Below are 24450 nucleotides of genomic sequence, written 5' to 3'. Positions count from 1 at the left end.
ACAGGCCACTTGAAGGTCTCTGAACGGATTCGGAGAACCGGCCGAGGGCGAGCCGGGAACGCTCGGCGTCCGCCCGGCTGCACGGGACTAGGTTTGTAGCCGTGAGTTCCGCCAGAGTCTTCGTCGCGCGCTTGGCCGGATGCAGTGTCTTCGACCCGGCCGGCGATCGCGTCGGCAAGGTCCGCGACGTGCTCCTGGTCTACCGGCAGAACGACGCCCCGCGGGTGGTCGGCCTGGTGGTCGAGATCCCCGGGCGCCGTCGCGTCTTCGTGTCGATCGGCCGGGTCACCAGCATCGGCAGCGGCCAGATCATCACCACCGGGCTCATCAACGTGCGCCGCTTCGAGCAGCGGGGCGGCGAGGTCCGCGTCATCGCCGAGCTCCTCGGCCGCCGGGTGACCTTCGTGGACGGCTCCGGTGACGCGGTCGTCGAGGACGTCGCGATCGAGGAGGCCGCTCCCGGCGAGTGGGAGCTCGCGCAGCTCTTCGTCCGCCGGCCCAAGACCAGCCCCTCCCCCTTCGCCAAGGGCGCGACCGCCTTCGCCGGCTGGCGCGAGGTCCGCGAGAGCGTCTCGACCGAGGCGCAGTCCGCCGAGCAGTACGTCGCCAGCCTCTCCGAGCTCAAGCCCGCCGACCTCGCCAGCACGCTCCTCGATCTGCCGCAGCAGCGGATGCTCGAGGTCGCCGGCGAGCTCTCGGACGACCGCCTCGCGGACGTGCTCGAGGAGATGCCCGAGAGCGAGCAGGTCGAGATCCTCGGCCGGCTCGACGACGACCGCGCCGCCGATGTGCTCGACCAGATGCAGCCGGACGACGCGGCCGACCTGATCGCCCAGCTCTCGGAGGAGCGCGGCGAGGCGCTCCTGGAGCTGATGGAGCCCGAGGAGGCGGACGACGTCCGCATGCTCCTCACCTACGCCCCGGAGTCCGCCGGCGGTCTGATGACCACGGAGCCGATCATCGTCTCCTCCGAGGCGACCGTCGCCGAGGGTCTCGCCCTCATCCGCCGCCACGAGCTCGCCCCGGCCCTCGGCGCCGCCGTCTGCGTCACACTGCCGCCCTACGAGCCGCCGACCGGCCGCTTCCTCGGCATGGTGCACTTCCAGCGGATGCTCCGCTACCCGCCGCACGAGCGCCTCGGCACCCTGCTCGACCAGAGCATGGACCCGATCACGCCCGAGACCTCGGCGGCCGAGGTCGCCCGGATCCTGGCCAGCTACAACCTCGTCTCGGTGCCCGTCGTCGACGCGTCCCACCGCCTCGTCGGCGTCGTGACCATCGACGACGTCCTCGACTACCTCCTCCCCGACGACTGGCGCAGCCACGGCGACGACGACGAACCGAGGAAGCCGGTGACGACGGCGACGCAGGGCGTCCCGCTCGTGCCGCCGGCACCCGCGGCGACAGGCAGGACACGACGGGGACGGAGGGGCGCGCGTGGCTAGGGACACCAAGCAGGACCGGCGCCTCGACGCTCCCAAGGGCTTGCGCACCCGCGTCCTCTCGCGGCGGAACCGCCCGAGCAGCGACCGCTTCGGCCGCCTGACCGAGTCGTTCGCCCGCGGCATGGGCACGCCGTGGTTCCTGGTCGGGATGACGATCTTCTGCGTCTTCTGGCTGATGTTCAACACCTACGGGCCCGCGGACGCGCGCTTCGACTCGCAGGCCCTCGGCTTCACGGTGCTGACGCTGATCCTCTCCCTGCAGGCCTCCTACGCCGCGCCGCTGCTGCTGCTCGCGCAGAACCGCCAGGACGACCGCGACCGCGTGCAGATCGAGCAGGACCGTCAGCGGGCCGAGCGCAACCTCGCGGACACCGAGTACCTCGCGCGCGAGGTCGTGGCCCTGCGCCTGGCGATCCGCGACATGGCGAGCAAGGACTTCATCCGCTCGGAGCTGCGCGGCCTGCTCGAGGAGCTCGAGAAGGATCGGGCGCAGGAGCCCGAGCGGCGCGATGCCTGACGTCGCCGCCATCGAGACCGCCGTCAGGACGGCGCTGGCCCGCGTCGTCGATCCGGAGATCCGGAAGCCCATCACCGAGCTCGACATGCTCGAGTCGGTCGAGGCGGGGGCCGACGGAGCCGTCCGCGTCGCGATCCGGCTGACCATCGTCGACTGCCCGGCCGCCTCCGCGATCGAGCGCGACGTGCGCGAGGCCGCGGCCTCGGCTCCCGGAGTCACGGCGGTCGACGTCGTGGTCGGAGTCATGACGCCGGCGCAGCGCACCGCCCTCACCGAGCGCCTCCAAGGCGGGCGCCGGAGCATGCCCTTCGGCCCGGACTCGCTCACCCGCGTGTACGCGGTCACCAGCGGCAAGGGCGGTGTCGGCAAGTCGACCGTCACCGCCAACCTCGCGGTCGCCCTCGCTCAGCGGGGGCTCGCGGTCGGCCTCGTGGACGCCGACGTGCACGGCTTCTCCATCCCCGGCCTGCTCGGCCTGATGCACGACGGGCGCGTCGCGGGGCCCACCCGCGTCGGCGAGCTGATGCTGCCGCCGGTGGCGCACGGCGTGAAGGTCATCTCGATCGGGATGTTCCTCGAGGGCGACACCCGGGGGGCGGCCGTCTCCTGGCGCGGACCCATGCTGCACCGCACCATCTCCCAGTTCCTCACCGACGTTTACTTCGGCGACCTCGACGTGCTCCTGCTCGACCTGCCTCCCGGCACGGGGGATGTGGCGATCTCCATCGGGCAGCTGCTCCCGCATGCGGAGGTCCTCATCGTCACCACCCCGCAGCCGGCGGCCGCCGACGTGGCCGAGCGCAGCGGCGCGCTCGCCCGCCAATCGGGTCAGCGCATCGTCGGAGTGGTCGAGAACATGTCGGGGCTTCCGCAGCCCGACGGCTCGGTGCTGGAGCTCTTCGGCAGCGGAGGCGGGGCCGAGGTCGCGCGTCGGCTCACTGCGATGGGCGACGAGGTGCCGCTGCTCGCGTCGCTGCCGATCTCCGTGGCGCTGCGGGCAGGGGGCGACGAGGGCGTGCCCGTCGTCGTCGGCGATCCGGAGGATCCTGCCGCCCGGGCGATCGACGCCCTGGCGGCGACGCTCGCCGCGCGGCCGCGGGGACTGACCGGCCGTCGTCTTCCGCTCGCCGTCGGCTGACGCCTCCGCGCGGCTTCGTGCGGGCGGCGTCGGTCGAGACGCCCGCCCGACGCTCCTCGCGGAGCAGGGCTCAGGTGGCCTCGGAGTCGATCGGCGGCGGCGCGACGCTCGAGAGCGTGCCGGACGAGACGGAGCGCTGCATCGTCGTGTAGTAGCTGTCCTGCGCGGAGCCGGTGCCGCCCGGCACGACCGGAGCGGCGACAGCGGTGGGCGGCTTCACGGTGGGGGCCGGATCGTCCTCGAGCAAGGCGTCGCGGATGATGCGGCGGGGATCGTACTGGCGCGGGTCGAGCTTCTTCCAGTCGACGTCGTTGAACTCGTCGCCCATCTCGTCCTTGACGCGCTCCCGGGCCTGCGTGGCGAATCCGCGCACCTTGCGCACGAGCTGCCCGAGCTGGGCGGCGTAGTGCGGGAGGCGGTCGGGACCCAGCACGAAGACAGCGATGACCCCGATGATGAGGAGCTTGTCGAACGTCAGACCGAACACGAGGACAACACTAACCCGCCGCGCCTCCCTCGCGGAGCCCGCGCGCCACCGTACCCTGACGATGCCCGGGCGCGATCCGCTCGGTGCACCGATCAGAGGAGCGCCCCCGTGTCCGACAAGGATGCCAACTGGAAGTACGCCGAGGACGCGGTCGTCGAGTCGGAGGCCATCGCCTCGGCCCGCCGGCTCTCGGTCGAGCTGGGCATCGACGCCGTCTCCCCCTCGATCGGAGCGCAGGCCGCGCTGGTCGCCGCCGCGGCGCGCGCGACCTCCATCATCGAGATCGGCACCGGCACCGGAGTGAGCGGCCTGTGGCTGCTCGACGGCGCCCCCGAGGCGATGCTCACCTCGATCGACTCCGAGGCCGTGCACCAGCAGCACGCGCGCGCCCAGTTCCACGAGGCGGGCATCTCGCCCAACCGGCTGCGGCTCATCCCGGGCCGCGCCCTCGAGGTGCTGCCCCGGATGAACGAGAACTCCTACGACATCGTCTTCGTCGACGGCGATCCGCTGCAGGTCATCGAGAACGTCGAGCACGCGCTGCGGCTCGTCCGTCCGGGCGGGACGGTCCTCGTCCCCCACGCGCTCTGGCGCGGACGCGTGGCCAACCCCGCGCAGCGCGACGAGATCGCGACGGCGTTCCGCACGCTGGTGGCCGAGGTCTGCGCCTCCCCCGCCGTGGTCAGCGTGCTCTCGCCGATCGGCGACGGCCTGCTGCAGGCCAACAAGCGCCGCGCCTGACGAGCGCGGCCGACCGAGGAAAGACGGAACGCCCGCCGCACGGTGTGCGACGGGCGTTCACGACGGTGCGGATCAGGCGGGAGACACCACCGACGCGAGCGCGTCGTGCAGCTCTTTCGCCTCTGCATCGTTGACCGAGACGACGAGGCGTCCGCCTCCTTCGAGCGGAACGCGCACGACGATGAGTCGGCCCTCCTTAACAGCCTCCATCGGTCCGTCTCCGGTCCTCGGCTTCATGGCCGCCATAGAGTTCCCCTTTCGTGACGTATCCCCCTATTATCGTGCATCCGCGGGGGTGTTCCGAACCGCGCCCGGAAGTCGGGCGTCAGCCGATCACGGCGGGGACCAGTCGCCCGGGGTGAACACCCAGCACAGCAGCACCCAGACGATCTGCCCGACGATCGATGCGGCCACCACGAACACCCTCAGGAGAGTCGACCGCGGCACCGCGAGCGCCCCGGCCAGCGGGAACATCGGCATCAGGATGCGGAACGTGCTCGACTGCGGGTAGAAGAACGCGAAGAGGTAGATCGCGTAGCCGCCGACCCAGAGCCGCGAGAAGACGTCGAGGCTGCGCGTGGCCCGCGAGAACAGGATCGCCAGGAATCCGAGCACCACCACGACGGTGATGCCCATGCCCGTGATCGGCGAGCCGAACCAGAGGCCTCCCCACCAGCCTCCACCGGCGAACCAGGAGGTGAAGGGGATGAGCTCGCCCTCGCCGATGAAGACGCTGCGCCAGGCGAGCTCGGTGTCGGTGTACGCGGTGAAGGAGCCGGTGACCGCCCAGGCGATGAGCAGCCAGGCGAACCCCACCGCGAGGGACCAGACCGTGAGGGCGACCGTGAAGGCGAACTCCCGGCGGGCGAACGGCTCGGTGCCGCGCACGTGCCGCCAGACGCGGTAGAGGAAGTAGAGGCCCGTCATCGCCGCGATCGCGAGGCCGCTCGGGCGCAGGGGCCCCACGACCAGCACGACGGGGAACGTCCAGATCCACTTGCGGCGAACCAGCAGGAGGAGCAGCACGGCCGTCAGGAGGATGCCGCCGGACTCCGCGTAGCCGATCTGCAGGATCGGGGAGGTCGGAGCGACGCAGAAGAAGACGATCCCCATCAGCGCCTGGCCCTCGCTGAGCGAGACGCGGAACAGCCGGTAGATCACCAGGCACGCCGCTGCACTGCAGACCAGGGCGACGAGCACCGCCGCGTTCGCCCAGTCGAGCCCGGTGATGTTCATCAGGCCGCGGACGGTGAACGGGTAGACGGGCATGAACGCCCAGGGGTTCTGCTCCACGGCTCCGGACGGCGAGAGCGGCAGGACCGACGGGTACCCCGTCATCCCGATCCGCTCGTACCAGCCGCCGTCCCACGTCGTCGCGAACCGGACGTAGGTGTCGCGGAGTCCCGTCCACTCGACGCCCTGACGCACGGCGCCGACACGGAGCATGATCACGGTCGTGACGACGCGGGACACGGCGAAGACCAGGAGCACCTGGATCCACCACGGGATCCTCCGGAGCAGACCCCAGCGGGAGCGGGACGGAGAGGCGTCCTCCGTCTCCGGCGCGATCGCGGTGGCGCTCACGCGAGAGGCCCGCGGTCCGTCGAGGAGGCGGAGGCGGTCGTCAGCGGGGAGCGGGCGGGTGTCGCCGCGGCTCGCCGGCGGGTCGGCCGGAGGAGGGGCGACGCGTGTCGCGGCTCACCGGCTGGCGTGAGGGGAGACATTCCGACGAGCATACCCGTGCGGGAGTCGGGAGTCCCCGGAGGAGCACCGCGCCGGGCGGGCGCGCGGCACGATCACGGCGGAGTCCAGTCCGATCCGGCGACGGCCCAGCAGATCGAGATCCAGACGATCTGGCCGCCGATCCCGAGCAGGACCAGCGCGACGCGGAAGACCGGCGAGCGCGGCACCGCCAGCACTCCGACGAGCGGGAACATCGGGCCCAGCAGCCGGAAGGTGCTCGACTGCGGGAAGAAGAACGCCAGCAGGTAGACGCCGTACCCGGCGACCCAGGCCCGGCTGAAGAGATCGAGCCGCCGTGTCCACGGTGCGGCGAGGATCCCGACGAACGCCGCCAGCAGGAGCACCACCAGCACGACGCCGACGGCCGGAGCACCGAACCACCACGAGCCCCACCAGGCGCCGCCCTGGAACCACGGGGTCAGCGGGAGCAGCTCCTGGTAGCCGATGTAGACCGCACGCCACGCCAGCTCGGTGTCGGTGTACGCGGTCATCGACCCGGTGACGGCCCACGCCACGGCGGGCCAGAGGAAGCCGACCACGAGCCCCCACGCCGTCAGGCCCACGGCCGGCAGCCACTCCGACCGCGGGAACGGCTCCGTGCGGCGCCGGACGAACCGGTAGACGACGTACAGGCCGAGCGCGGCGGCGAAGGCGAGCCCGCTCGGCCGCGTCAGGCCCAGCAGCAGCACGACGGGCACGACCGCGAGCCAGCGCCGCCGCACCAGGAGGAGGAGCGTGACCGCGGTCAGCAGCATCGCCATCGACTCCGCGTAGGCGAGCTGCATCAGCGGCGAGGTCGGCGCCACGCAGAACAGCAGCACCGCCGTCAGCGACTGCGACTCGCCGAGGGAGTGCCGGAAGAGGCGGTACAGGACGAGGCAGGCTCCGGCTCCGCACAGGACGGAGACGGTCACGGCGGCCGGAGCCCAGGTGAGGCCGGTGAGCGCCATCAGCGCCTTCACGACGCCCGGGTAGAGCGGCATGAAGGCCCAGGCGTTCTCCCCCACGTGGCCGTCCTGCGTGATCGGCAGGAAGCCGGGGTACCCGGTGGCCGCGATGATCTCGTACCAGCGGCCGTCCCACATCGACGCGAAGGCCGAGTAGGACGGGGAGGGTCCGGTCCACGGGTTCGCGAGCTGGTGCGCGGCGAACTGCAGCAGGATCACCGTCGTGACCACGCGGGTCGCGATGTACACCAGGAGGACCCGCGCCCACCACGGGACCAGGCGCAGGCGGAGGCGGACGGGGACGGCCGTGGCGCTCGCGCTCACGAGGACGCGGTCAGCCAGCGGCGGAGGCCCTCGGTGCACTCGGTGATCTCGTGCACCGCCACGCGCTCGTCGTCGGCGTGGGCCCGGAGCGGGTCGCCCGGTCCGTAGTTGACAGCCGGGATGCCCATGGCGGAGAACCGCGCGACGTCGGTCCAGCCGTACTTGGGCTTCGCCTCGGCTCCGACGGCGGAGAGGAAGGCCTGGGCCAGAGGTGCGTCCAGCCCCGGGCGGGCGCCCTCGGCCAGATCGTCCACCGTCACCTCGAACCCCTCGAAGAGCTCCTCGAGGTGGGCGAGCGCCTCCTCCCCGGACCGGTCGGGGGCGAAGCGGTAGTTGACCTGCACCGTGCAGAGGTCCGGGATCACGTTGCCCGCGACCCCGCCGGTGACGCGCACGGCGTTGACGCCCTCGCGGTACACGAGCCCCTCGACCTCGACCTCGCGCGGTACGTAGGCGGCGAGGCGGTCGAGGATCGGCGCGGCCGCGTGGATCGCGTTCTCGCCGACCCAGCTGCGGGCGGAGTGGGCGCGGACGCCGCGGGTGACCACGTCGACCCGGAGCGTCCCGTTGCAGCCGCCCTCCACTGCTCCGCTCGTCGGCTCGCCGAGCACGGCGAAGTCGGCGGAGAAGAGGTCGGGGCGGTGCCGGGAGAGACGGCCGAGGCCGTTGAGGTCCGCTGCGACCTCCTCGTTGTCGTACCACATCCAGGTGATGTCGACGGCCGGATCGGAGAGCTCGGCGGCGAGGACGAGCTGCACCGCCACTCCGGCCTTCATGTCGACGGTCCCGCGGCCGACCAGGTGCTCGACGCCGTCGATCGTCTCGGCGACGACGGGCAGGTTGCCGTTGACCGGCACCGTGTCGAGGTGCCCGGCGATCACGACGCGCTGGGCGAGGCCGAGGTTCGTCCGCGCCACGACGGTGTGGCCGTCGCGGATGACCTCGAGGTGGTCGTACTGCTCGAGCGCCCACTGCACCGCGTCCGCGATCTCGAGCTCGTCGCCCGAGACGGACGGGATGTCGCAGAGGATCCGCGTCAGGGCGACCGGATCGGTGCGCAGATCGAGCGGAGGGGCGGTGGTCGGATCGGCCATGCGCCCCAGGGTAGCGGCCGGACGCTCCGCGCTACCCTGATCGGCATGACCCTCGAGCACTCCGCAGACTCCTCCGCGCCCGCCTCCGCCTGGGGATACGGGCTCGCCACCGTGGCCGCCGACGGCACCGTCCTCGACACCTGGTTCCCGGAGCCGCGCCTCGGCACCATCCCGGCCGGCCGCGACCCCTGGATCGTGCCGGCGGAGTTCGAGGAGCAGGCCGGCGAGGATCCGCGCCGCGAGGTCCGCATCGACGTGGTCACGCTGCAGATCGACGTGCAGGCGCCGCCCGCCTCCACGTCCGACGCCTACCTGCGGCTGCACCTGCTCTCGCACCTCCTGGTCCGCCCGAACGAGGTGAACCTCGACGGCGTCTTCGCCCACCTGCCGAACGTGGTGTGGACGAACGCCGGTCCGGTCTCGCCGGAGTCGTTCACCCGCCTGCGCCCCTCGCTCCGGCGCCACGGCATCCAGGCCACCGGCATCGACAAGTTCCCGCGGCTGACCGACTACGTCACCCCCGCGAAGGTGCGCATCGCAGACACCTCGCGCGTCCGCCTCGGCGCGCACCTGGCACCCGGCACGACGGTGATGCACGAGGGCTTCGTCAACTTCAACGCCGGGACCCTCGGCAGCTCGATGGTCGAGGGGCGCATCTCGCAGGGCGTCGTGGTCGGCGACGGCTCGGACATCGGCGGCGGCGCCTCCATCATGGGCACCCTCTCGGGCGGAGGAGTGCAGCGCGTCTCGATCGGCGCGCGGGCGCTGCTGGGTGCGAACTCGGGCATCGGCATCTCCCTCGGCGACGACACCGTCGTCGAGGCCGGCCTCTACGTGACCGCCGGCACCAAGGTCGTCGTGGTCGGCGGAGCGCCGCGCGCCGACGGCGCCCCGCAGACCGTGAAGGCCGTGCAGCTCTCGGGCGTGCCGAACCTGCTCTTCCGCCGCAACTCCCTCACCGGGGCCGTCGAGGTCCTCCCCCGCACCGGCGCCGGCATCGAGCTGAACGCCGCTCTGCACGCCTGAGGGCGAGCGTCCGGCGCCGCCGGGCCCCGCAGGCGGCACCCCGGGACGACCCGTGCTGATCGAGTCCGCGGCGACCACGCCGCTCTGCGTCCCGCCTCGAAGAAGCGGTTCGAGCCTCGGACGGCTGACGAGAGGCGGGTGCGCCGCACGGCGAGAGCCCGCCCCCGGCGGGGACGGGCTCTCGGGGACCGGTCAGCGGTCGTTCGGCCAGTGGCGCTCGGGCGAGCCCATGTAGAGCTGCTGCGGGCGGCCGATCTTGGTCTGCTTGTCGGTGTTCATCTCACGCCAGTGGGCGATCCAGCCGGGCAGGCGGCCGATCGCGAAGAGCACGGTGAACATCCGGGTAGGGAAGCCCATCGCCTTGTAGATGACGCCCGTGTAGAAGTCGACGTTCGGGTAGAGGCGCCGCTCCTTGAAGTAGTCGTCCTCGAGAGCGAGGGCCTCGAGCTCCATCGCGATGTCGAGCAGCGGGTCCTTCACGCCGAGGGCCTGCAGGACCTCGGAGGCGCTCTCCTTGACCAGCTTCGCGCGCGGGTCGTAGTTCTTGTACACCCGGTGGCCGAAGCCCATCAGGCGCACGCCCTCCTCCTTGTTCTTCACCCGCTCGACGAACGTCGACACGCTCTCGCCCGACTCGCGGATCCGGCCGAGCATGGTGAGCACCGCCTCGTTCGCTCCGCCGTGCAGAGGGCCGAACAGGGCGTTGATGCCGGCCGAGACGGAGGCGTAGAGGTTCGCCTCGGTGGAGCCGACGAGGCGGACGGTCGACGTCGACGCGTTCTGCTCGTGGTCCTCGTGGAGGATCAGGAGGCGGTCGAGCGCCTTCGAGAGCACCGGGTCGACCTGGTACTGCTCGGCCATCGTTCCGAAGTTGAGGCGGAGGAAGTTGTCGACGAAGCTCAGCGAGTTGTCCGGGTAGAGGAACGCCTGGCCGATCGCCTTCTTGTGGGCGTACGCCGCCATCACGGGCAGCTTCGCCAGGAGGCGGATCGTGGTGAGCTCCACCGCCTCCGGATCCTTCGGGTTGGAGCTGTCCTCGTAGTACGTCGACAGGGCCGAGACTCCGGCCGAGAGCACCGACATGGGGTGCGCGCTGTGCGGGAGCGCGTCGAAGAAGCGCTTGAGGTCCTCGTGGAGGAGCGTGTGGCGGCGGATGCGCTCGTCGAAGCCCGCGAGCTCGTCGGCCGTCGGCAGCTCGCCGTAGATGAGGAGCCAGGCCACCTCGAGGTAGGTCGCGTTGGTGGCCACCTCCTCGATCGGGTAGCCGCGGTAGCGGAGGATCCCCTGGTCGCCGTCGATGTAGGTGATCTGCGACTTGGTCGCCGCCGTGTTCACGAAGCCGTAGTCGAGCGACATGAAGCCGGTCTGCTTCGACAGGGTCGAGAAGTCGATGCTCGAGGAGCCGTCGACGCTGCGCAGGACCGGGAAGTCCGCGGTGCGGTCGCCGAAGGTGAGCGTGACCTTCTCGGGGAGCTCCTGCTCCGCCGGCGCGGGAGGCGGCGTCGTGGCGCTCCCGGTCGCGGGCTCCGTGGAGCCCACCGTCGCGGTTCCGTCGCTCTGCGTGCCGGATTCGGTCACAACGCCTCCCAGGTCGTCGCGGTCGCACCCCGGAAGCGCTCGCGCGGAGCGGGCGGCGCCGGGTCTGGATCGTGGTGCAGCCGGGGCCTCGCGAGGCGCCGTCGACCGAACCACATACAGCCTATGGGCAAAGCGGGGGCACTGTGACATCGCCCAGCGCTGGGGCCGGGGCCTTGTCGGAACCCGCCAGGATCGGCCGGGTCGAGCGCCTCAGAGGCCGCCGGACAGGCGCTCGACGGCCGCGTCGATCCGCTCGTCGGAGGCCGTCAGCGAGAGGCGCACGTGCTCGGGGAAGCCCTCCCCGTAGAAGACGCCGGGGCCCGCGAGGACGCCGAGGCGGGCGAGCCGGTCGACGGACTCCCAGGCCGGGCGGCCCTCGGTCGCCCACAGGTAGAGGCCGGCCTCGCTGCGGTCGATCCGGAAGCCCGCGGACTCGAGGGCGGGCCGGAGGCGGTCGCGGCGGGAGCGGTAGCGCTCCTTCTGCGCGGCGACGTGCTCGTCGTCGGCGAGGGCGACGATCATCGCCTCCTGCAGCGGACCGGGCACGATCATGCCCGCGTGCTTGCGGACGGTCACCAGGCGCGCGATCAGGTCCGCGTCCCCGGCGACGAAGGCGGCGCGGTAGCCGGCGAGGTTCGACTGCTTGCTCAGCGAGTAGACGCCGAGGACCCCGGTGCGGTCCTCCCCCGCCACGCGCGGGTCGAGGACGCTCGGGATCGGCTCGTCGGCCCAGCGGCCGTCCCAGCCGAGCTCGGCGTAGCACTCGTCCCCCGCGATCACAGCGCCCAGCTCACGGGCACGCGCGACGGCGCGCTGCAGGGCGGGCACGTCGAGCACGGCGCCATCGGGGTTGCCGGGAGAGTTGAGCCAGACCAGGCGGGTCGTCACAGGCCACTCGGCGGGGTCGTCGGAGGCGAGCGCCTCGGCGCCGGCGATCGCCGCGCCCATCGCGTACGTCGGGTAGGCGGCGCGCGGATGCACGACCACGTCCCCCTCCCCGAGTCCGAGGAGGAAGGGCAGCCAGGCGACGAGCTCCTTAGAGCCGATCGTCGGCAGGACCTCGTCGATCCCGAGGCCCTCGACTCCGCGCCGCCGCGCGTACCAGGCGGCGATCGCCTCGCGCAGAGCGGGGGTGCCCACGGTCGTGGGGTACGCGTGCGAGTCCGTCGCGCGGGCGAGCGCGTCGCGGATCGGGGCAGGCGTCGGGTCCACCGGCGAGCCGATCGACAGGTCGACGATCCCGCCGGGGTGCTCCGCCGCCGTGCGGGCGAAGGGCGCCATCAGGTCCCAGGGGTAGTCGGGCAGCGCGCCGAGGGCCATGGGAGCGGCCTCAGTGGCTCTGCGGAGGCAGCGCCGCGATGACCGGGTGGTCCTTCGCGATCACGCCGACCTTGGCGGCTCCGCCCGGGGAGCCGATCTCGTCGAAGAACTCGACGTTGGCCTTGTAGTAGTCGGACCACTCCTCGGGGAGGTCGTCCTCGTAGTAGATCGCCTCGACGGGGCAGACCGGCTCGCAGGCACCGCAGTCGACGCACTCGTCCGGGTGGATGTAGAGCGAGCGCTCGCCTTCGTAGATGCAGTCGACCGGGCACTCGTCGATGCAGGCGCGGTCTTTGACATCGACGCACGGAAGTGCGATCACGTAGGTCACGGTGCTCCAGGTCCCTTCGAACAGTGTCTCTATCGTACGGGGGCCGACGGGGCGTCGGCGTCCGCCGGCCGCGGGGCGGCGGCGGGAGCGGCCGCCCGCAGCCGCGGCCAGGCGATCACGACGAGGGCGATGAGGGCGGGGAGGAAGGTCCAGGCCACGCCGAGGCCGTTCGCCGGGACGAGGACGGATCCGCCCGTGCTGCGCAGGGCGAGCAGCCCGATCATCCCGAGCAGGCCCATCGCGGTGCAGAATGCGACGAACCGGTCGATGAGCACGAGGCGCAGCCCGAGCAGGAGCAGCAGCACGCCGGCGAGGGAGGCGGCGAGGCCGACCGGGAGGACGACACCGCCGACCGACACGGTGCTCTGATGGGCGACGGTCGTGATCGCTCCGACCACCGCGCCGACCAGGACTCCGGCGACGCCCGACAGCACCCGCGATCCCAGCGTCGGACGCTCCTCCGGCAGCGGCGCCGGACGCCCCGCCTGCGCGACCGGGCGGAAGCGCTCGATGCGGCCGATGGGGAACGGCGGACCGCTCGAGAGCCGGGCCTCGTCGCCCTCGACCACCAGCTGCGTCGCGTGCGCCTCGAGGGCCGCGCGCTTGCGGGCGTGGTCCTCGGCGGACAGCTCGATCACGACGTCCCCGGGGAGGGGCGGGGCCGCGTCGGGGAGGACGGCGAGGAAGCGCAGGCCCAGCAGCTCGGCGGCGCGCTCGGCGACCCGGGCGGTGCGGACGTGGTCCGGGTGGCCGTAGCCGCCGCCCGCGTCGTAGGACAGCACGACGCCCGCGTCGACCTGCCGGAGGACGGCGACGAGATCCGCCACCTCCTCGTCCTCGGGCGCGGCGGTGAAGGACGCGGGATGCACCGGCTCGAGCGGCACCGGGACGCGGCCGGGCCCCCACTGCATGCCGGAGTCCCGGTAGACGCGCGGAGCGAGGCCGGGTGCGCGGGCGCCGGCCTCGCCGAGGAAGCGGTGGTCGGCGACGCCGAGGGCCGTCAGGGCGACGACGAGCTCGGTCGTCCGGTGCGCGGCCAGCTCGGCCGAGCCCTCGAGCGGAGCGAGGTCCTCGGGGATGACCTCGCCGCACTCGCCCCGCGTGGCGGTGACGACGGTGACGGAGGCGCCCTGCGCCACCAGCCGCGCCAGGGTCCCGCCCATGGTGATCGTCTCGTCGTCGGGGTGGGCGTGCACCGCCACCACCCGCTCCGCTGCTGCGTCCCGGCCCGCGTCCACTCTCCGCCTCTCGTCCTGCGCGGCCTCCGCTGCGGGCGCTTCTGGACAGCGACCGGGCAGCGGACTACAGTCGACCCGGGTTAGGCAAGGCTTACCGAACAACGGAGCCCCGCCGACCGGATCGACTCGGGGCGGGAGTCGCCCCCTCCTCGTCCACCATCGACCAAGAGAACACGCGTGCTCGCAAACTACCTCATCGGCCTCCGCGAAGGCCTCGAAGCCGGCCTCGTGGTCGGCATCCTCGTGGCCTACCTGACCAAGCTCGGCCGGCGCGACGTGCTGCCGCGGCTCTGGACCGGCATCGCCGCCGCGATCGCGATCTCGCTCGTCACCGGTGCGATCCTCACCTGGGGCCCCTCGACCCTGTCGTTCCAGGCTCAGGAGCTCATCGGCGGCGGCCTCTCGATCCTCGCGGTCGGCCTGGTCACCTGGATGATCTTCTGGATGGGCGCGAACGCCCGCAGCCTCAAGGGCGACCTCGAGTCCCGGCTCGACGGCGCCGTCGCGGGTTCGGCCCTCGGCATCGTGGTCCTCGGCTTCATCAGCGTCGGCCGCGAGGGCATCGAGACGGCGCTCTTCGTCTGGGCGAGCGTGTCCTCGAGCAGTGCGGGGTCGGGATCCAGCGCGTGGGTCGGCACGGTCGGCGCGCTGCTGGGCATCCTCAGCTCGGTCGTCATCGCGTACCTGATCTTCCGGGGCTTCGTCCGGATCGACCTCGGGCGCTTCTTCACCTGGACGGGCGGCTTCCTCATCCTCGTCGCGGCCGGCGTCCTCTCCTACGGCGTCGGCGACCTGCAGGAGGCGTCGCTCCTGCCCGGCTGGGGCACCCCGCTGTTCTCGCTCGGCCCGATCCTCCCGCCGCCCGTGACCGCGGTGGTCGGCGGCCTCTTCAACTACACGCCCGAGCCGACCGCTCTGCAGTTCGCCGCCTGGCTGCTCTACCTCGTCGTCGTCGGTGCCCTGTTCGTCCGCCAGGTCCGCCTGCGCGGCCCGCGACGGGGCAGCGCGGCCCCGGTCGCCGCTCCCGCTCCCACCTCCGTCTGACCCGCTCCGGCACCGCCGGCGCACTCGCCCCGATCCAGGAGAAGCATGTCCTCGCGCGCTCGTCCCACCCTCCCCCGCGTCACCCTCGGCCTCGCCGGAGCCGGCGCCCTGGCGCTGATCCTCACGGGCTGCGTGCCGAACACCCCCGCGTCCTCCTCCTCCGCCGCGCTCGACGTCGCGATCAGGGACGACGCCTGCGAGGTGTCGACGGCGACCGCCGAGGCGGGAGCGGTGACGTTCTCACTGACCAACGGCGGCTCGGACGTCAACGAGTTCGAGATCCTGGCCGAGGACAAGCTGCGGATCGTGGGCGAGAAGGAGAACGTGACCCCGGGTCAGAGCGTCTCCTACGTCGCTCAGCTCGAGCCGGGCACCTACTACACCGCCTGCAAGTTCCAGCAGGTCGGCGCCCCGGTCGGGCTGAGCGAGTTCACCGTGACCGGTGAGGCCACCGCGCAGTCGGCGGACGAGAAGGCGGCGACGGAGGCGGCGGTCACCAACTACGTGGCGTACGTGAAGTCGCAGGTGGGCGAGCTGCTCCCCGCGGTCGCCGAGTTCGCGCAGGCCTACGAGGCAGGCGACGACGAGAAGGCGCGCGGCCTCTTCGCGTCGACCCGCGTCTTCTACGAACGGATCGAGCCGACCGCGGAGGCGTTCGGCGACCTCGACCCGCGCATCGACTACCGCGAGGTCGACGCCGTCGCCGAGGGCCTGGACTGGACCGGCTTCCACCGCATCGAGAAGGACCTGTGGGCCCCCGCGGAGGGTGCCCTCAACTCCGACGGCACGAGCGCGCTCCTCGACTGGGCGCCCTCCACCCCCGAGCAGCGCGCCCAGTTCGGCCAGGGCCTCGTCGACGACGTGCAGAGCCTGGCCGACCTCGTGAACGCGTCCGGCTTCACCGTCTCGGTGGGCGACATCTCGAACGGCGCCATCGGCCTGCTCGACGAGGTCGCGGCCGGCAAGATCACGGGCGAGGAGGACTGGTGGTCGAGCACTGACCTCACCGACTTCGCCGCGAACGTCCAGGGCGCGGAGGTGGCGTTCGGCAACGTCGAGCCGATCGCGACCGCCAGCGGCGACGAGGGCGCCGACCTCACCGGACGGATCACGCAGCGGTTCTCCGAGCTCGACGCTCTGCTCGCGCAGTACGGCTCGATCGACTCCGGCTTCGCCGCGTACTCCACTCTCACCGCGGAGCAGAAGAAGGAGCTCTCGGACGCGGTCAACGCTCTCTCCGAGCCGCTCTCGCAGCTGACCCACACGGTGCTGGGCGTCGAGGAGCCGACCGCATAGTGGACGCCGAGCAGCACGAGGGAGCCCGGCCGACGGAGTCCGAGCAGCCCGCCGACGAACCCCGCCGCCTCTCGCGGCGCGGGCTGCTCGGCCTCGTCTCGGCGGGGACGGCCGGGCTGGCCGCCGGAGTGGGCGGCACGGTGGCCGTCACATCGTCCGCGAGCGCGACAGCCTCCTCCGCCCCGCGCACCGTGCCGTTCTTCGGCGCGAACCAGGCGGGCATCACCACCGCCGCGCAGGACCGGCTGCACTTCGCCGCGTTCGACCTCGCCGCGGGCACCACGCGCGAGGACCTCGTCGAGCTCCTGAAGGACTGGACGCTCGCCGCCTCCCGGATGACCCAGGGCCTCGAGGTCGGCGAGAACGGCGCGGTGGACGGGCCGGACACGGCTCCCCCGGAGGACACCGGAGAGGCGCTCGGGCTCGACGCCGCGTCCCTCACCGTCACGGTCGGCTTCGGACCCACCCTCTTCACGGACGAGTCCGGCGCCGACCGCTTCGGCCTCGCCGACCGCCGGCCTCCGCAGCTGCAGGCCCTGCCCCGCTTCCGCGGCGACGCGCTCGTCCCGTCGGCCGGCGGCGGCGACCTCTGCATCCAGGCCTGCGCCGACGATCCGCAGGTCGCCGTGCACGCCATCCGCAACCTGAGCCGGATCGCGTTCGGCCGGGCCTCGCTCCGCTGGTCGCAGCTCGGCTTCGGCCGCACCTCCTCGACGTCCACCGCCCAGGCGACTCCGCGCAACCTGTTCGGCTTCAAGGACGGCACGGCGAACGTGAAGTCCGAGGAGGCCGACGCCGTCCAGGAGCACGTCTGGGTCCCCTCCTCCGACGGCCCCGCGTGGATGGTCGGCGGCAGCTACCTGGTCGCGCGGAAGATCCGGATGATCATCGAGACGTGGGACCGCAGCCAGCTGGGCGAGCAGGAGCGGGTCATCGGCCGCAGCAAGGGGTCCGGAGCCCCGCTCTCGGGCGGCACGGAGTCCACCGAGCCGGACTTCGCAGCGGCCGGCGCCACCGGTGCCCCGCTGATCGATCAGGAGTCGCACGTGCGCCTCGCGCATCCGAGCGTGAACAACGGAGTGCGGCTCCTGCGCCGCGGCTACAACTTCGTCGACGGCAACGACGAGCTCGGACGCCTGAACGCGGGGCTGTTCTTCCTCTCGTTCCAGCGCTCCCCGGAGCAGTTCGTCACCGTGCAGCGGAACCTCGCGACGGACGCGCTGAACGAGTACGTGAAGCACGTCGGCTCGGCCGTGTTCGCGGTGCCGCCCGGTGCTCGCGACGAGACCGACTTCCTCGGCTCCGGCCTCTTCGCCTGATCCCTGAGAGGACCCGCACTCCGTCCCAGGATCCGGCGGGCTCACTCCACGGCGCGCCGAAGCCTCCGCCCGTAGCGTCGTCGGCGATGTCCGGGAACAGTGCGAGAAGCGGCCTGACCAAGCGCGAGCGCCAGGAGCTCGCCCGAGCGCAGGCGCGGGAGCGCCGCGAAGCCGAGAGGCGCCGGCGGCGCCGGAACCGGCTGCTCGGGCAGGGCGGAGCGGTCGTCGGGCTCCTCGCGGTCGTGGCCCTGGTCTGCTGGAACGTCTGGTCGCAGCAGGAGGTCGCGAGCGCCGGCCCGGCGAACATGCTCAGCGACGGCATCGTCCTCGCGGGCGACGGCTCGGCCGTGACGGCGACGACGAGCGCGGCGATCGCTCCGGGAGCATCCCCCGTCCCGACCGATGAGAGCGCCACGCGTGCGGGCGGAGTCGTCGCCGTCGACCTCTACGTCGACTACCTCTGCCCGTACTGCGGGCAGTTCGAGAAGGCGAACGCCGAGCAGCTGCAGTCGTGGCTGACGAAGGGGGCGATCACGCTCGAGATCCACCCGGTGGCGATCCTCGACTCCTCCTCGGCCGGCTCCGAGTACTCCAGCCGGGCCGCGAACGCCGCCGCGTGCGTCGCCGACGAGGATCCGGACCGCTTCCTCGCCGTGAACGCGGCGCTCTTCGCGCAGCAGCCGGCGGAGGGGACGACGGGCCTCGACGACGACGCTCTGCGGGCGCTGGTGACCGGAGCGGGCGTCACCGACGACGACGTCCTCGCCTGCATGACCGGGGGCGAGTTCCGGCCCTGGGTGAAGGCCGCGACCGAGCGGGCCACCTCGCTCCCCCTCGCGAACTCCTCGCTGCCGAAGCTCGAGTCGACGCCCACCGTGCTGGTGAACGGCGAGCAGTACACGGGGAAGCCGGACGACGCGGCGGCGTTCGTCTCCTTCGTCACCTCGACGCTCGAGGCGGAGTCCTCGACCCCCTCTCCCTCTCCGAGTCCGGCGGGCTGATCCGGACCGCGAGGGACGGGATCGGCGCTGCACGCTGCAGCACCGGGGCGGAGACGACGAGACCGGCCGGAGCATCGCTCCGGCCGGTCTCGTCGTGGGCGGGCGCCGAGGCGCCCGGGGCTCAGCCCTGCTTCTTGAGGCGGCTCGTCATGCGCGCGCGGGCGTTCGCATCGAGCTCCACCTTGCGGATGCGGACGACCTCGGGGGTGACCTCGACGCACTCGTCCTCGCGGGCGAACTCGAGGCACTCCTCGAGCGTCAGCTGACGCGACGGCGTCATCGACTCGAAGGTGTCGGAGGTGGACTGACGCATGTTGGTCAGCTTCTTCTCCTTGGTGATGTTCACGTCCATGTCGTCGTTGCGCGAGTTCTCGCCGATCACCATGCCCTCGTAGACCTCCTCGGTGGGGTTCACGAAGAAGGTCATCCGCTCCTGGAGCGCGATGATGGCGAACGGGGTCACGACGCCGTTGCGGTCCGCGACGATCGACCCGTTGTTGCGGGTGACGATCGCGCCGGCCCACGGCTCGTAGCCGTGCAGGATCGCGTTCGCGATGCCGGTGCCGCGCGTGGTGGTGAGGAACTCGGTGCGGAAGCCGATCAGGCCGCGCGACGGAACGATGAACTCCATGCGGACCCAGCCGGTGCCGTGGTTCGACATGCCGTCCATGCGGCCCTTGCGGGCGGCGAGGAGCTGCGTGATCGCACCGAGGTACTCCTCCGGGGCGTCGATCGTGAGGTGCTCGAAGGGCTCGTGCGTCTTGCCGTCGACCTGGCGGGTGACCACCTGGGGCTTGCCGACGGTCAGCTCGTAGCCCTCGCGGCGCATCTGCTCGACGAGGATGGCCAGCGCGAGCTCGCCGCGGCCCTGGACCTCCCACGAGTCGGGGCGTCCGATGTCGACGATCTTGAGCGACACGTTTCCGATGAGCTCGCGGTCGAGGCGGTCCTTGACCATGCGCGCCGTGAGCTTGTGGCCCTTCACCTTGCCGACGAGCGGCGAGGTGTTGGTGCCGATCGTCATCGAGATCGCCGGGTCGTCGACCGTGATGGCCGGCAGCGGGCGGATGTCCTCGGGGTCGGCGATGGTCTCGCCGATGGTGATCTCGGGGAAGCCCGCGATCGCGACGATGTCGCCGGGGCCCGCGGACTCGGCCGGGTAGCGGTCGAGCGCCTTGGTGATCAGCAGCTCGGTGATGCGCGCGTTGGTGTGGGTGCCGTCGTGGTGGACCCAGGCGACCGTCTGCCCCTTCTTGATCGTGCCGTTGAAGACGCGGAGGAGGGCGAGGCGGCCGAGGAACGGCGACGCGTCGAGGTTGGTGACGTGGGCCTGGAGGGGCGCGTCGTCGTCGTAGGTCGGCGCGGGGATGTGCTTGAGGATCGCCTCGAACAGCGGCTCCAGGTCCTCGGCGTCCGGCAGCGTGCCGTCCTCGGGCTTGTTCGCCGAGGCGCGGCCGGCCTTGCCGGAGGCGTAGACCACGGGGACGTCGAGGATCGCGTCGAGGTCGAGGTCCGGCACGTCGTCGGCCATGTCGGAGGCGAGGCCGAGGAGCAGGTCCTGGCTCTCGGCGACGACCTCGTCGATGCGCGCGTCGGGGCGGTCGGTCTTGTTGACCAGGAGGATGACGGGGAGCTTCGCCTCGAGCGCCTTGCGCAGCACGAAGCGGGTCTGGGGCAGCGGGCCCTCGGACGCGTCGACGAGGAGGCAGACGCCGTCGACCATCGACAGGCCGCGCTCGACCTCGCCGCCGAAGTCGGCGTGGCCCGGGGTGTCGATGACGTTGATGGTGATGGGACCGTCGCTCGCGTGCTTGCCGCTGTACGAGACAGCGGTGTTCTTCGCGAGGATCGTGATGCCCTTCTCGCGCTCGAGCTCGTTGGAGTCCATCGCGCGCTCGTCCACGTGGGCGTGCGCGTCGAAGGAGTTCGTCTGCTTGAGCATGGCGTCGACCAGCGTGGTCTTGCCATGGTCGACGTGGGCGACGATCGCGACGTTGCGCAGGTCGGAGCGGGTGGCACTTGCCATGGATACGGACTCGTCTCGTGTTCTCGTGCAAAAGGGGGACCATCCATCGTACCGCAGCGAGGCGTCCGCACGGCGAAGGGCCCCGGATCCCCGCTCCGGAGGGCTCCGAGGAGCGCTCCAGGCGGGGCCGGGGCCCAGGTGACGGTCGGTCAGACCGCGAACTCGATGCCGGCGCCGGGGATGGCGTCGAGCAACTCGCGGGTGTACTCCTGCTGCGGCGAGTCGAACACGGTGTCCGTCGGGGCGTGCTCGACGATCCTGCCCTTCTGCATCACGCAGACGTCGTCGGCGATCACGCGGACCACCGCCAGGTCGTGCGTGATGAACAGGTAGGTCAGCCCGAGCTCGGCCTGCAGGTCGGCGAGGAGGCGGAGGATCTGCGCCTGGACGAGGACGTCCAGAGCCGACACGGCCTCGTCGAGCACCACGATCTCCGGCTTCAGCGCGAGCGCGCGGGCGATCGCCACGCGCTGGCGCTGGCCGCCGGAGAGCTCGTTCGGGTACCGGCTCGCGATCACGCGCGGGAGGGACACCTGGTCGAGCAGCTCGAGGACGCGCTCGCGCTGCGACGTCCGGTCGCCGACCTTGTGCACTCGCAGCGGCTCCGAGATGGTGTTGCCGATGTTGTGCAGCGGGTCGAGCGAGCCGTACGGGTCCTGGAACACCGGCTGCATGGAGCGCCGGAGCGCCAGCATGTCGCGGCCCTTGAGCTTCTCGGTCCGGCGACCGGCGATCGAGATCGCTCCGGACGTCGCCGTCTCGAGGCCCAGCACCAGGCGGGCGATCGTCGACTTGCCCGATCCGGACTCGCCCACGAGCGCCGTGGTGGTGCCCTTCGGGATCGAGAACGACACGTTGTCGACGGCGGTGAAGTCCTCGGCCTTCAGGCCGCCGCGGCGGATCTTGAAGACCTTCGTGAGGCCGTCGACCTCGATCATCGGGGCGCCCGAGGCGACCGCGCCGGCGTGGTGCGCGGCGCCCGCGCCGACCAGGTCGACCTCGCGCACGGCCTCCGACTCGCCGGAGACCGACTCCACGGCCCGGCCGGCCGTCGACTGGATGCGGCGCGACGCGAGGCTGGGCGCCGCCGCGATCAGGCGCTGCGTGTAGGGGTGCTGCGGGTTCTGCAGCACCTCCACCGAGGCGCCGGACTCGACGATGCGGCCCTTGTACATGACGATGAGCTTCTCGGCGCGCTCGGCGGCGAGGCCCAGGTCGTGCGTGATGAAGAGCAGCGCGGTGCCGTCGGTCTTCGTCAGCGTCTCGAGGTGGTCGAGGATCCGGCGCTGGACCGTGACGTCGAGCGCCGAGGTGGGCTCGTCGGCGATCAGCAGCTGGGGAGCCGCGGCCAGGCCGATGCCGATCAGCACGCGCTGGCGCATGCCGCCCGAGAACTGGTGCGGGAACTGCTTGAGGCGCTTCTCCGCGTCGGCGAGGCCCGCGTTCTGCAGGACCTCGATCGCCTTGGCGCGCACCTCCTTGCGACCGGTCGCGAGGCCGTTGGCCTTGATGGTCTCCTCGACCTGGAAGCCGACCGACCACACGGGGTTCAGGTTCGACATCGGGTCCTGCGGGACGTAGCCGATCCGGCGGCCGCGGATGTCCTCGAGCTCGGTCCTCGTCGCCTTCGCGAGGTCCTTGCCGTCGAACAGCACGGAGCCGGCGGTGACCTGGCCGGTGCCGGGGAGCAGGCCGATGATCGCGGCGGCGGTCGTCGACTTGCCGGAGCCCGACTCCCCCACGATCGCGACGGTCTGGCCGTGCTCGATCGTGAGGCTCACGCCGCGGAGGGCGGGGACCAGTCCGCTGCCGGTCTGGAAGCCGACCTCGAGGTCGGTGACCTCGAGCAGCGGCCCGTGCGGTGCGTTCGGTGTCGTGGCGGTCATCGGAGGGCCCTCGCCTTCGGGTCGAGCGCGTCGCGGAGCGATTCGCCGAGGAGGATGAAGCTCAGCACCGTGACCGTCAGGGCGATCGACGGGTAGATCAGCGTCTGCGGGTTGGTGCGCAGATCGCGCTGGGCCTGGCTGATGTCGTTGCCCCACGACATGACCGAGCCGGGAAGGCCGACGCCGAGGAACGACAGCGTCGCCTCCGCGGTGATGGCCGCGCCGAGCGAGATCGTCGTGACGACGATGACGGGAGCGATCGAGTTCGGCAGCACGTGCCGGAACAGGATCGCCATGCGGGAGAGGCCGGTCGCGGTGGCGGCGCCGACGAAGTCGGCCTGCTTCACGCGGAGGACCTCGGAGCGCAGGACGCGCGCCGTCGTCGGCCAGGCGAACGCGCCGATCGCCAGGGCGATGACGAACACGTTCCGGTAGGCCGAGAAGACGGACATGATGACGACCGCGGCGAGGATGTAGGGGATCGAGAAGAAGATGTCGCCGAGGCGCATGATCACGGTGTCGACCCAGCCGCCGAAGAAGCCGGCCAGAGCGCCGCCGATGACGCCGGAGACCGTCGTGATCACGATCACGATGAGGCCGACGGTCAGCGACGTGGACGTGCCGTGGATGATCCGCGAGAAGACGTCGCACCCCTGCTTGGTGTAGCCGAGCAGGCTGCCGTCGCCGGGGCCCTGGTTGCTGAACGAGAGCGCGCACTGGCGGGGGTCCACCGAGGTGAACAGGCCCGGGAACAGCGCGACGGCGATGATGACGAGGATCAGGACGCCCGAGATCCAGAACATGGGCCGCTTGCGCAGGTCGCGCCACGCGTCGGTCCAGAGGTTGCTGGGCTTCTCGTCGAGGCTGACGGCGTCGACCGACGCGATCGGCGTCTCCTCGAGCGGGGCCACGAAGTGGTCGATGCGGCGGGCCTTCTGCGCGCCGCCGGTGGACTCATTTGGCATAGCGGATCCTCGGGTCGAGTACGGCGTAGAGCAGGTCGACGAGGATGTTCACCACGAGGTAGAACAGCACCATGACCGTGACGAAGGAGACGACGGTCGGCCGCTCACCTCGGATGATCGCCTGATAGAGCGTGTTCCCGACTCCGGGAACGTTGAAGATGCCCTCGGTCACGGTCGCGCCGACGATCAGGAGGCCGAAGTCGGCTCCGAACTGCGTCGTGACCGGGATGAGCGAGTTGCGCAGGACGTGCACGGGGATGACGCGGCGTCGCGAGAGCCCCTTGCTGTACGCGGTGCGGACGAAGTCCGAGCCGGCCGTCTCGATGACCGAGCCGCGCGTGAGGCGGATGGCCGAGGCGACCACGAAGAGGGCGAGCACGATCGCGGGCAGCAGCAGCCTCTGGAACGACGCGTCGGCTCCGACGGTCGGAGGGAACCATCCCAGCTGGATCGCGAAGAAGGACTGCGCGATGAAGCAGAGCACGAAGATCGGCACCGACACGAGCAGGAGGCTGACGACCAGCGCGCTCGCGTCGAAGAAGCTGCCCTTGCGCAGACCGCTGATGAGACCGATGGTCAGCGCGACGACGATCTCGATGACGATCGCCATCATGGCGAGCGTCAGGGTGACCGGGAAGGTGCGGGCGAGGATCTCGTTGACGGACTGGCCGGAGAACGAGATGCCGAAGTCGCCGCGGACGACGCCTCCCAGGTAGTACAGGTACTGGACGAAGAAGGGCTCGTTCAGGTGGTACTGCTCCTCGAGGCGGGCGAGGAGTGCGGGGCTCGGCGTCTTGTCGCCGAAGAGCGACAGAAGCGGGTTCCCCGGCATGGAGAAGACCATGAAGTAGATGAGGAACGTGGTGCCGATGAGCACGGGGACGGCTTGCAGGATGCGTCGGACGATGTAGGCGAGCATGTCAGCCCAGCCGGTTCCGGAGTCGCATGGATGGGGACCTCATTCGATTGTGACCGAAACAGGGC

The 24450-nt window shown here is 71.6% G+C and carries 22 protein-coding genes; 9 read left to right on the top strand and 13 right to left on the bottom strand.

Annotated features, from left to right (window positions below):
- Window positions 1–101: 101 nt before the first annotated feature.
- The 3 genes from C5B98_RS02655 to C5B98_RS02645 are packed head-to-tail and all read left to right on the top strand — an operon-like array spanning window position 102 to window position 3100.
- On the top strand, window positions 102–1445 hold the full coding sequence (locus tag C5B98_RS02655; RefSeq protein ID WP_104222992.1) for a magnesium transporter MgtE N-terminal domain-containing protein: 1344 nt from the start codon (window positions 102–104) through the stop codon (window positions 1443–1445).
- Complete coding sequence (locus tag C5B98_RS02650) at window positions 1438–1962, top strand: DUF1003 domain-containing protein (RefSeq protein WP_104222991.1); 525 nt, start codon at window positions 1438–1440, stop codon at window positions 1960–1962. Before C5B98_RS02655 ends, C5B98_RS02650 begins: the two co-directional genes overlap by 8 nt.
- Window positions 1955–3100, top strand: a complete 1146-nt coding sequence (locus C5B98_RS02645; RefSeq protein ID WP_104327263.1) for an Mrp/NBP35 family ATP-binding protein — start codon at window positions 1955–1957, stop codon at window positions 3098–3100. Before C5B98_RS02650 ends, C5B98_RS02645 begins: the two co-directional genes overlap by 8 nt.
- A 70-nt stretch (window positions 3101–3170) precedes the next feature.
- On the opposite strand, the gene C5B98_RS02640 is transcribed toward C5B98_RS02645, so the two are convergent.
- Window positions 3171–3587, bottom strand: coding sequence for a twin-arginine translocase TatA/TatE family subunit (locus tag C5B98_RS02640; protein ID WP_146076468.1), 417 nt, complete (start codon window positions 3585–3587; stop codon window positions 3171–3173).
- 108 nt (window positions 3588–3695) lie between these two features.
- Here C5B98_RS02640 and C5B98_RS02635 point away from each other — a divergent pair, with 108 nt between their 5' ends.
- On the top strand, window positions 3696–4328 hold the full coding sequence (locus C5B98_RS02635) for an O-methyltransferase (RefSeq protein WP_104222989.1): 633 nt from the start codon (window positions 3696–3698) through the stop codon (window positions 4326–4328).
- Window positions 4329–4400: 72 nt separating this feature from the next.
- On the opposite strand, the gene C5B98_RS02630 is transcribed toward C5B98_RS02635, so the two are convergent.
- From C5B98_RS02630 to dapE, 4 genes are all read right to left on the bottom strand, one after another.
- Entirely contained in the window at window positions 4401–4574 is a 174-nt protein-coding gene (locus tag C5B98_RS02630) for a DUF3117 domain-containing protein (RefSeq protein WP_068208299.1), read from the bottom strand.
- Window positions 4575–4661: 87 nt separating this feature from the next.
- Complete coding sequence (locus tag C5B98_RS02625; protein ID WP_104327262.1) at window positions 4662–5912, bottom strand: hypothetical protein; 1251 nt, start codon at window positions 5910–5912, stop codon at window positions 4662–4664.
- A gap of 212 nt (window positions 5913–6124) precedes the next feature.
- Window positions 6125–7342 (bottom strand): hypothetical protein, encoded by a 1218-nt coding sequence (locus tag C5B98_RS02620; protein ID WP_258063422.1) that lies wholly within the window; start codon window positions 7340–7342, stop codon window positions 6125–6127.
- Window positions 7339–8436, bottom strand: coding sequence for a succinyl-diaminopimelate desuccinylase (gene dapE / locus C5B98_RS02615; protein WP_104249555.1), 1098 nt, complete (start codon window positions 8434–8436; stop codon window positions 7339–7341). The genes C5B98_RS02620 and dapE overlap by 4 nt, the downstream gene beginning before the upstream one ends.
- 45 nt (window positions 8437–8481) lie before the next feature.
- Between dapE and dapD the strand changes: the two genes are divergently transcribed.
- Window positions 8482–9462 (top strand): 2,3,4,5-tetrahydropyridine-2,6-dicarboxylate N-succinyltransferase, encoded by a 981-nt coding sequence (gene dapD / locus C5B98_RS02610; protein WP_104232738.1) that lies wholly within the window; start codon window positions 8482–8484, stop codon window positions 9460–9462.
- Between the two features lie 192 nt (window positions 9463–9654).
- Here dapD and C5B98_RS02605 read toward each other — a convergent pair whose 3' ends face one another.
- From C5B98_RS02605 to C5B98_RS02590, 4 genes are all read right to left on the bottom strand, one after another.
- Complete coding sequence (locus C5B98_RS02605) at window positions 9655–11040, bottom strand: citrate synthase (protein WP_258062828.1); 1386 nt, start codon at window positions 11038–11040, stop codon at window positions 9655–9657.
- 210 nt (window positions 11041–11250) lie between these two features.
- Window positions 11251–12360 (bottom strand): succinyldiaminopimelate transaminase, encoded by a 1110-nt coding sequence (gene dapC, locus C5B98_RS02600; RefSeq protein WP_104327261.1) that lies wholly within the window; start codon window positions 12358–12360, stop codon window positions 11251–11253.
- Between the two features lie 10 nt (window positions 12361–12370).
- On the bottom strand, window positions 12371–12691 hold the full coding sequence (gene fdxA / locus C5B98_RS02595; RefSeq protein ID WP_104222984.1) for a ferredoxin: 321 nt from the start codon (window positions 12689–12691) through the stop codon (window positions 12371–12373).
- 29 nt (window positions 12692–12720) lie between these two features.
- Window positions 12721–13929 carry a PIG-L family deacetylase gene (locus tag C5B98_RS02590; RefSeq protein ID WP_146076874.1) on the bottom strand — a complete coding sequence of 403 codons (1209 nt, stop codon included), beginning with the start codon at window positions 13927–13929 and terminating at the stop codon, window positions 12721–12723.
- A gap of 177 nt (window positions 13930–14106) precedes the next feature.
- On the opposite strand from C5B98_RS02590, the gene efeU reads away from it, so the two are divergent.
- The 4 genes from efeU (at window position 14107) to C5B98_RS02570 (ending at window position 18589) form a co-directional block, all read left to right on the top strand.
- Complete coding sequence (gene efeU / locus C5B98_RS02585) at window positions 14107–14973, top strand: iron uptake transporter permease EfeU (RefSeq protein ID WP_104232741.1); 867 nt, start codon at window positions 14107–14109, stop codon at window positions 14971–14973.
- Window positions 14974–15018: 45 nt separating this feature from the next.
- Window positions 15019–16269 carry an iron uptake system protein EfeO gene (efeO, locus tag C5B98_RS02580; protein ID WP_104249553.1) on the top strand — a complete coding sequence of 417 codons (1251 nt, stop codon included), beginning with the start codon at window positions 15019–15021 and terminating at the stop codon, window positions 16267–16269.
- Complete coding sequence (efeB, locus tag C5B98_RS02575) at window positions 16269–17588, top strand: iron uptake transporter deferrochelatase/peroxidase subunit (RefSeq protein WP_104225546.1); 1320 nt, start codon at window positions 16269–16271, stop codon at window positions 17586–17588. Before efeO ends, efeB begins: the two co-directional genes overlap by 1 nt.
- An 86-nt stretch (window positions 17589–17674) precedes the next feature.
- Entirely contained in the window at window positions 17675–18589 is a 915-nt protein-coding gene (locus C5B98_RS02570; protein ID WP_104222979.1) for a thioredoxin domain-containing protein, read from the top strand.
- A gap of 121 nt (window positions 18590–18710) precedes the next feature.
- Here C5B98_RS02570 and typA read toward each other — a convergent pair whose 3' ends face one another.
- The 4 genes from typA to C5B98_RS02550 form a co-directional block, all read right to left on the bottom strand.
- Window positions 18711–20615 carry a translational GTPase TypA gene (gene typA, locus C5B98_RS02565; RefSeq protein WP_104222978.1) on the bottom strand — a complete coding sequence of 635 codons (1905 nt, stop codon included), beginning with the start codon at window positions 20613–20615 and terminating at the stop codon, window positions 18711–18713.
- Between the two features lie 149 nt (window positions 20616–20764).
- Entirely contained in the window at window positions 20765–22501 is a 1737-nt protein-coding gene (locus C5B98_RS02560) for an ABC transporter ATP-binding protein (protein WP_104260189.1), read from the bottom strand.
- Window positions 22498–23466 (bottom strand): ABC transporter permease, encoded by a 969-nt coding sequence (locus C5B98_RS02555; RefSeq protein ID WP_104222976.1) that lies wholly within the window; start codon window positions 23464–23466, stop codon window positions 22498–22500. The genes C5B98_RS02560 and C5B98_RS02555 overlap by 4 nt, the downstream gene beginning before the upstream one ends.
- Window positions 23456–24385, bottom strand: a complete 930-nt coding sequence (locus C5B98_RS02550; RefSeq protein ID WP_104222975.1) for an ABC transporter permease — start codon at window positions 24383–24385, stop codon at window positions 23456–23458. Before C5B98_RS02550 ends, C5B98_RS02555 begins: the two co-directional genes overlap by 11 nt.
- Window positions 24386–24450: the final 65 nt, after the last annotated feature.

It is taken from the genome of Rathayibacter sp. AY1A5, assembly GCF_002930875.1.
Taxonomy (GTDB): Bacteria; Actinomycetota; Actinomycetes; order Actinomycetales; family Microbacteriaceae; genus Rathayibacter.
This window is presented reverse-complemented; position numbering and strand designations above follow the sequence as displayed.

What these genes read in the sequence shown, in the direction of transcription:
- C5B98_RS02560 (WP_104260189.1), bottom strand. Translation starts at nt 22,501, where the DNA reads ATGACCGCCACGACACCGAACGCACCGCACGGGCCGCTGCTCGAGGTC.
- dapE (WP_104249555.1), bottom strand. Translation starts at nt 8,436, where the DNA reads ATGGCCGATCCGACCACCGCCCCTCCGCTCGATCTGCGCACCGATCCG.
- C5B98_RS02645 (WP_104327263.1), top strand. Translation starts at nt 1,955, where the DNA reads ATGCCTGACGTCGCCGCCATCGAGACCGCCGTCAGGACGGCGCTGGCC.
- C5B98_RS02630 (WP_068208299.1), bottom strand. Translation starts at nt 4,574, where the DNA reads ATGGCGGCCATGAAGCCGAGGACCGGAGACGGACCGATGGAGGCTGTT.
- dapC (WP_104327261.1), bottom strand. Translation starts at nt 12,360, where the DNA reads ATGGCCCTCGGCGCGCTGCCCGACTACCCCTGGGACCTGATGGCGCCC.
- C5B98_RS02570 (WP_104222979.1), top strand. Translation starts at nt 17,675, where the DNA reads ATGTCCGGGAACAGTGCGAGAAGCGGCCTGACCAAGCGCGAGCGCCAG.
- dapD (WP_104232738.1), top strand. Translation starts at nt 8,482, where the DNA reads ATGACCCTCGAGCACTCCGCAGACTCCTCCGCGCCCGCCTCCGCCTGG.
- C5B98_RS02550 (WP_104222975.1), bottom strand. Translation starts at nt 24,385, where the DNA reads ATGCTCGCCTACATCGTCCGACGCATCCTGCAAGCCGTCCCCGTGCTC.
- typA (WP_104222978.1), bottom strand. Translation starts at nt 20,615, where the DNA reads ATGGCAAGTGCCACCCGCTCCGACCTGCGCAACGTCGCGATCGTCGCC.
- efeO (WP_104249553.1), top strand. Translation starts at nt 15,019, where the DNA reads ATGTCCTCGCGCGCTCGTCCCACCCTCCCCCGCGTCACCCTCGGCCTC.
- C5B98_RS02555 (WP_104222976.1), bottom strand. Translation starts at nt 23,466, where the DNA reads ATGCCAAATGAGTCCACCGGCGGCGCGCAGAAGGCCCGCCGCATCGAC.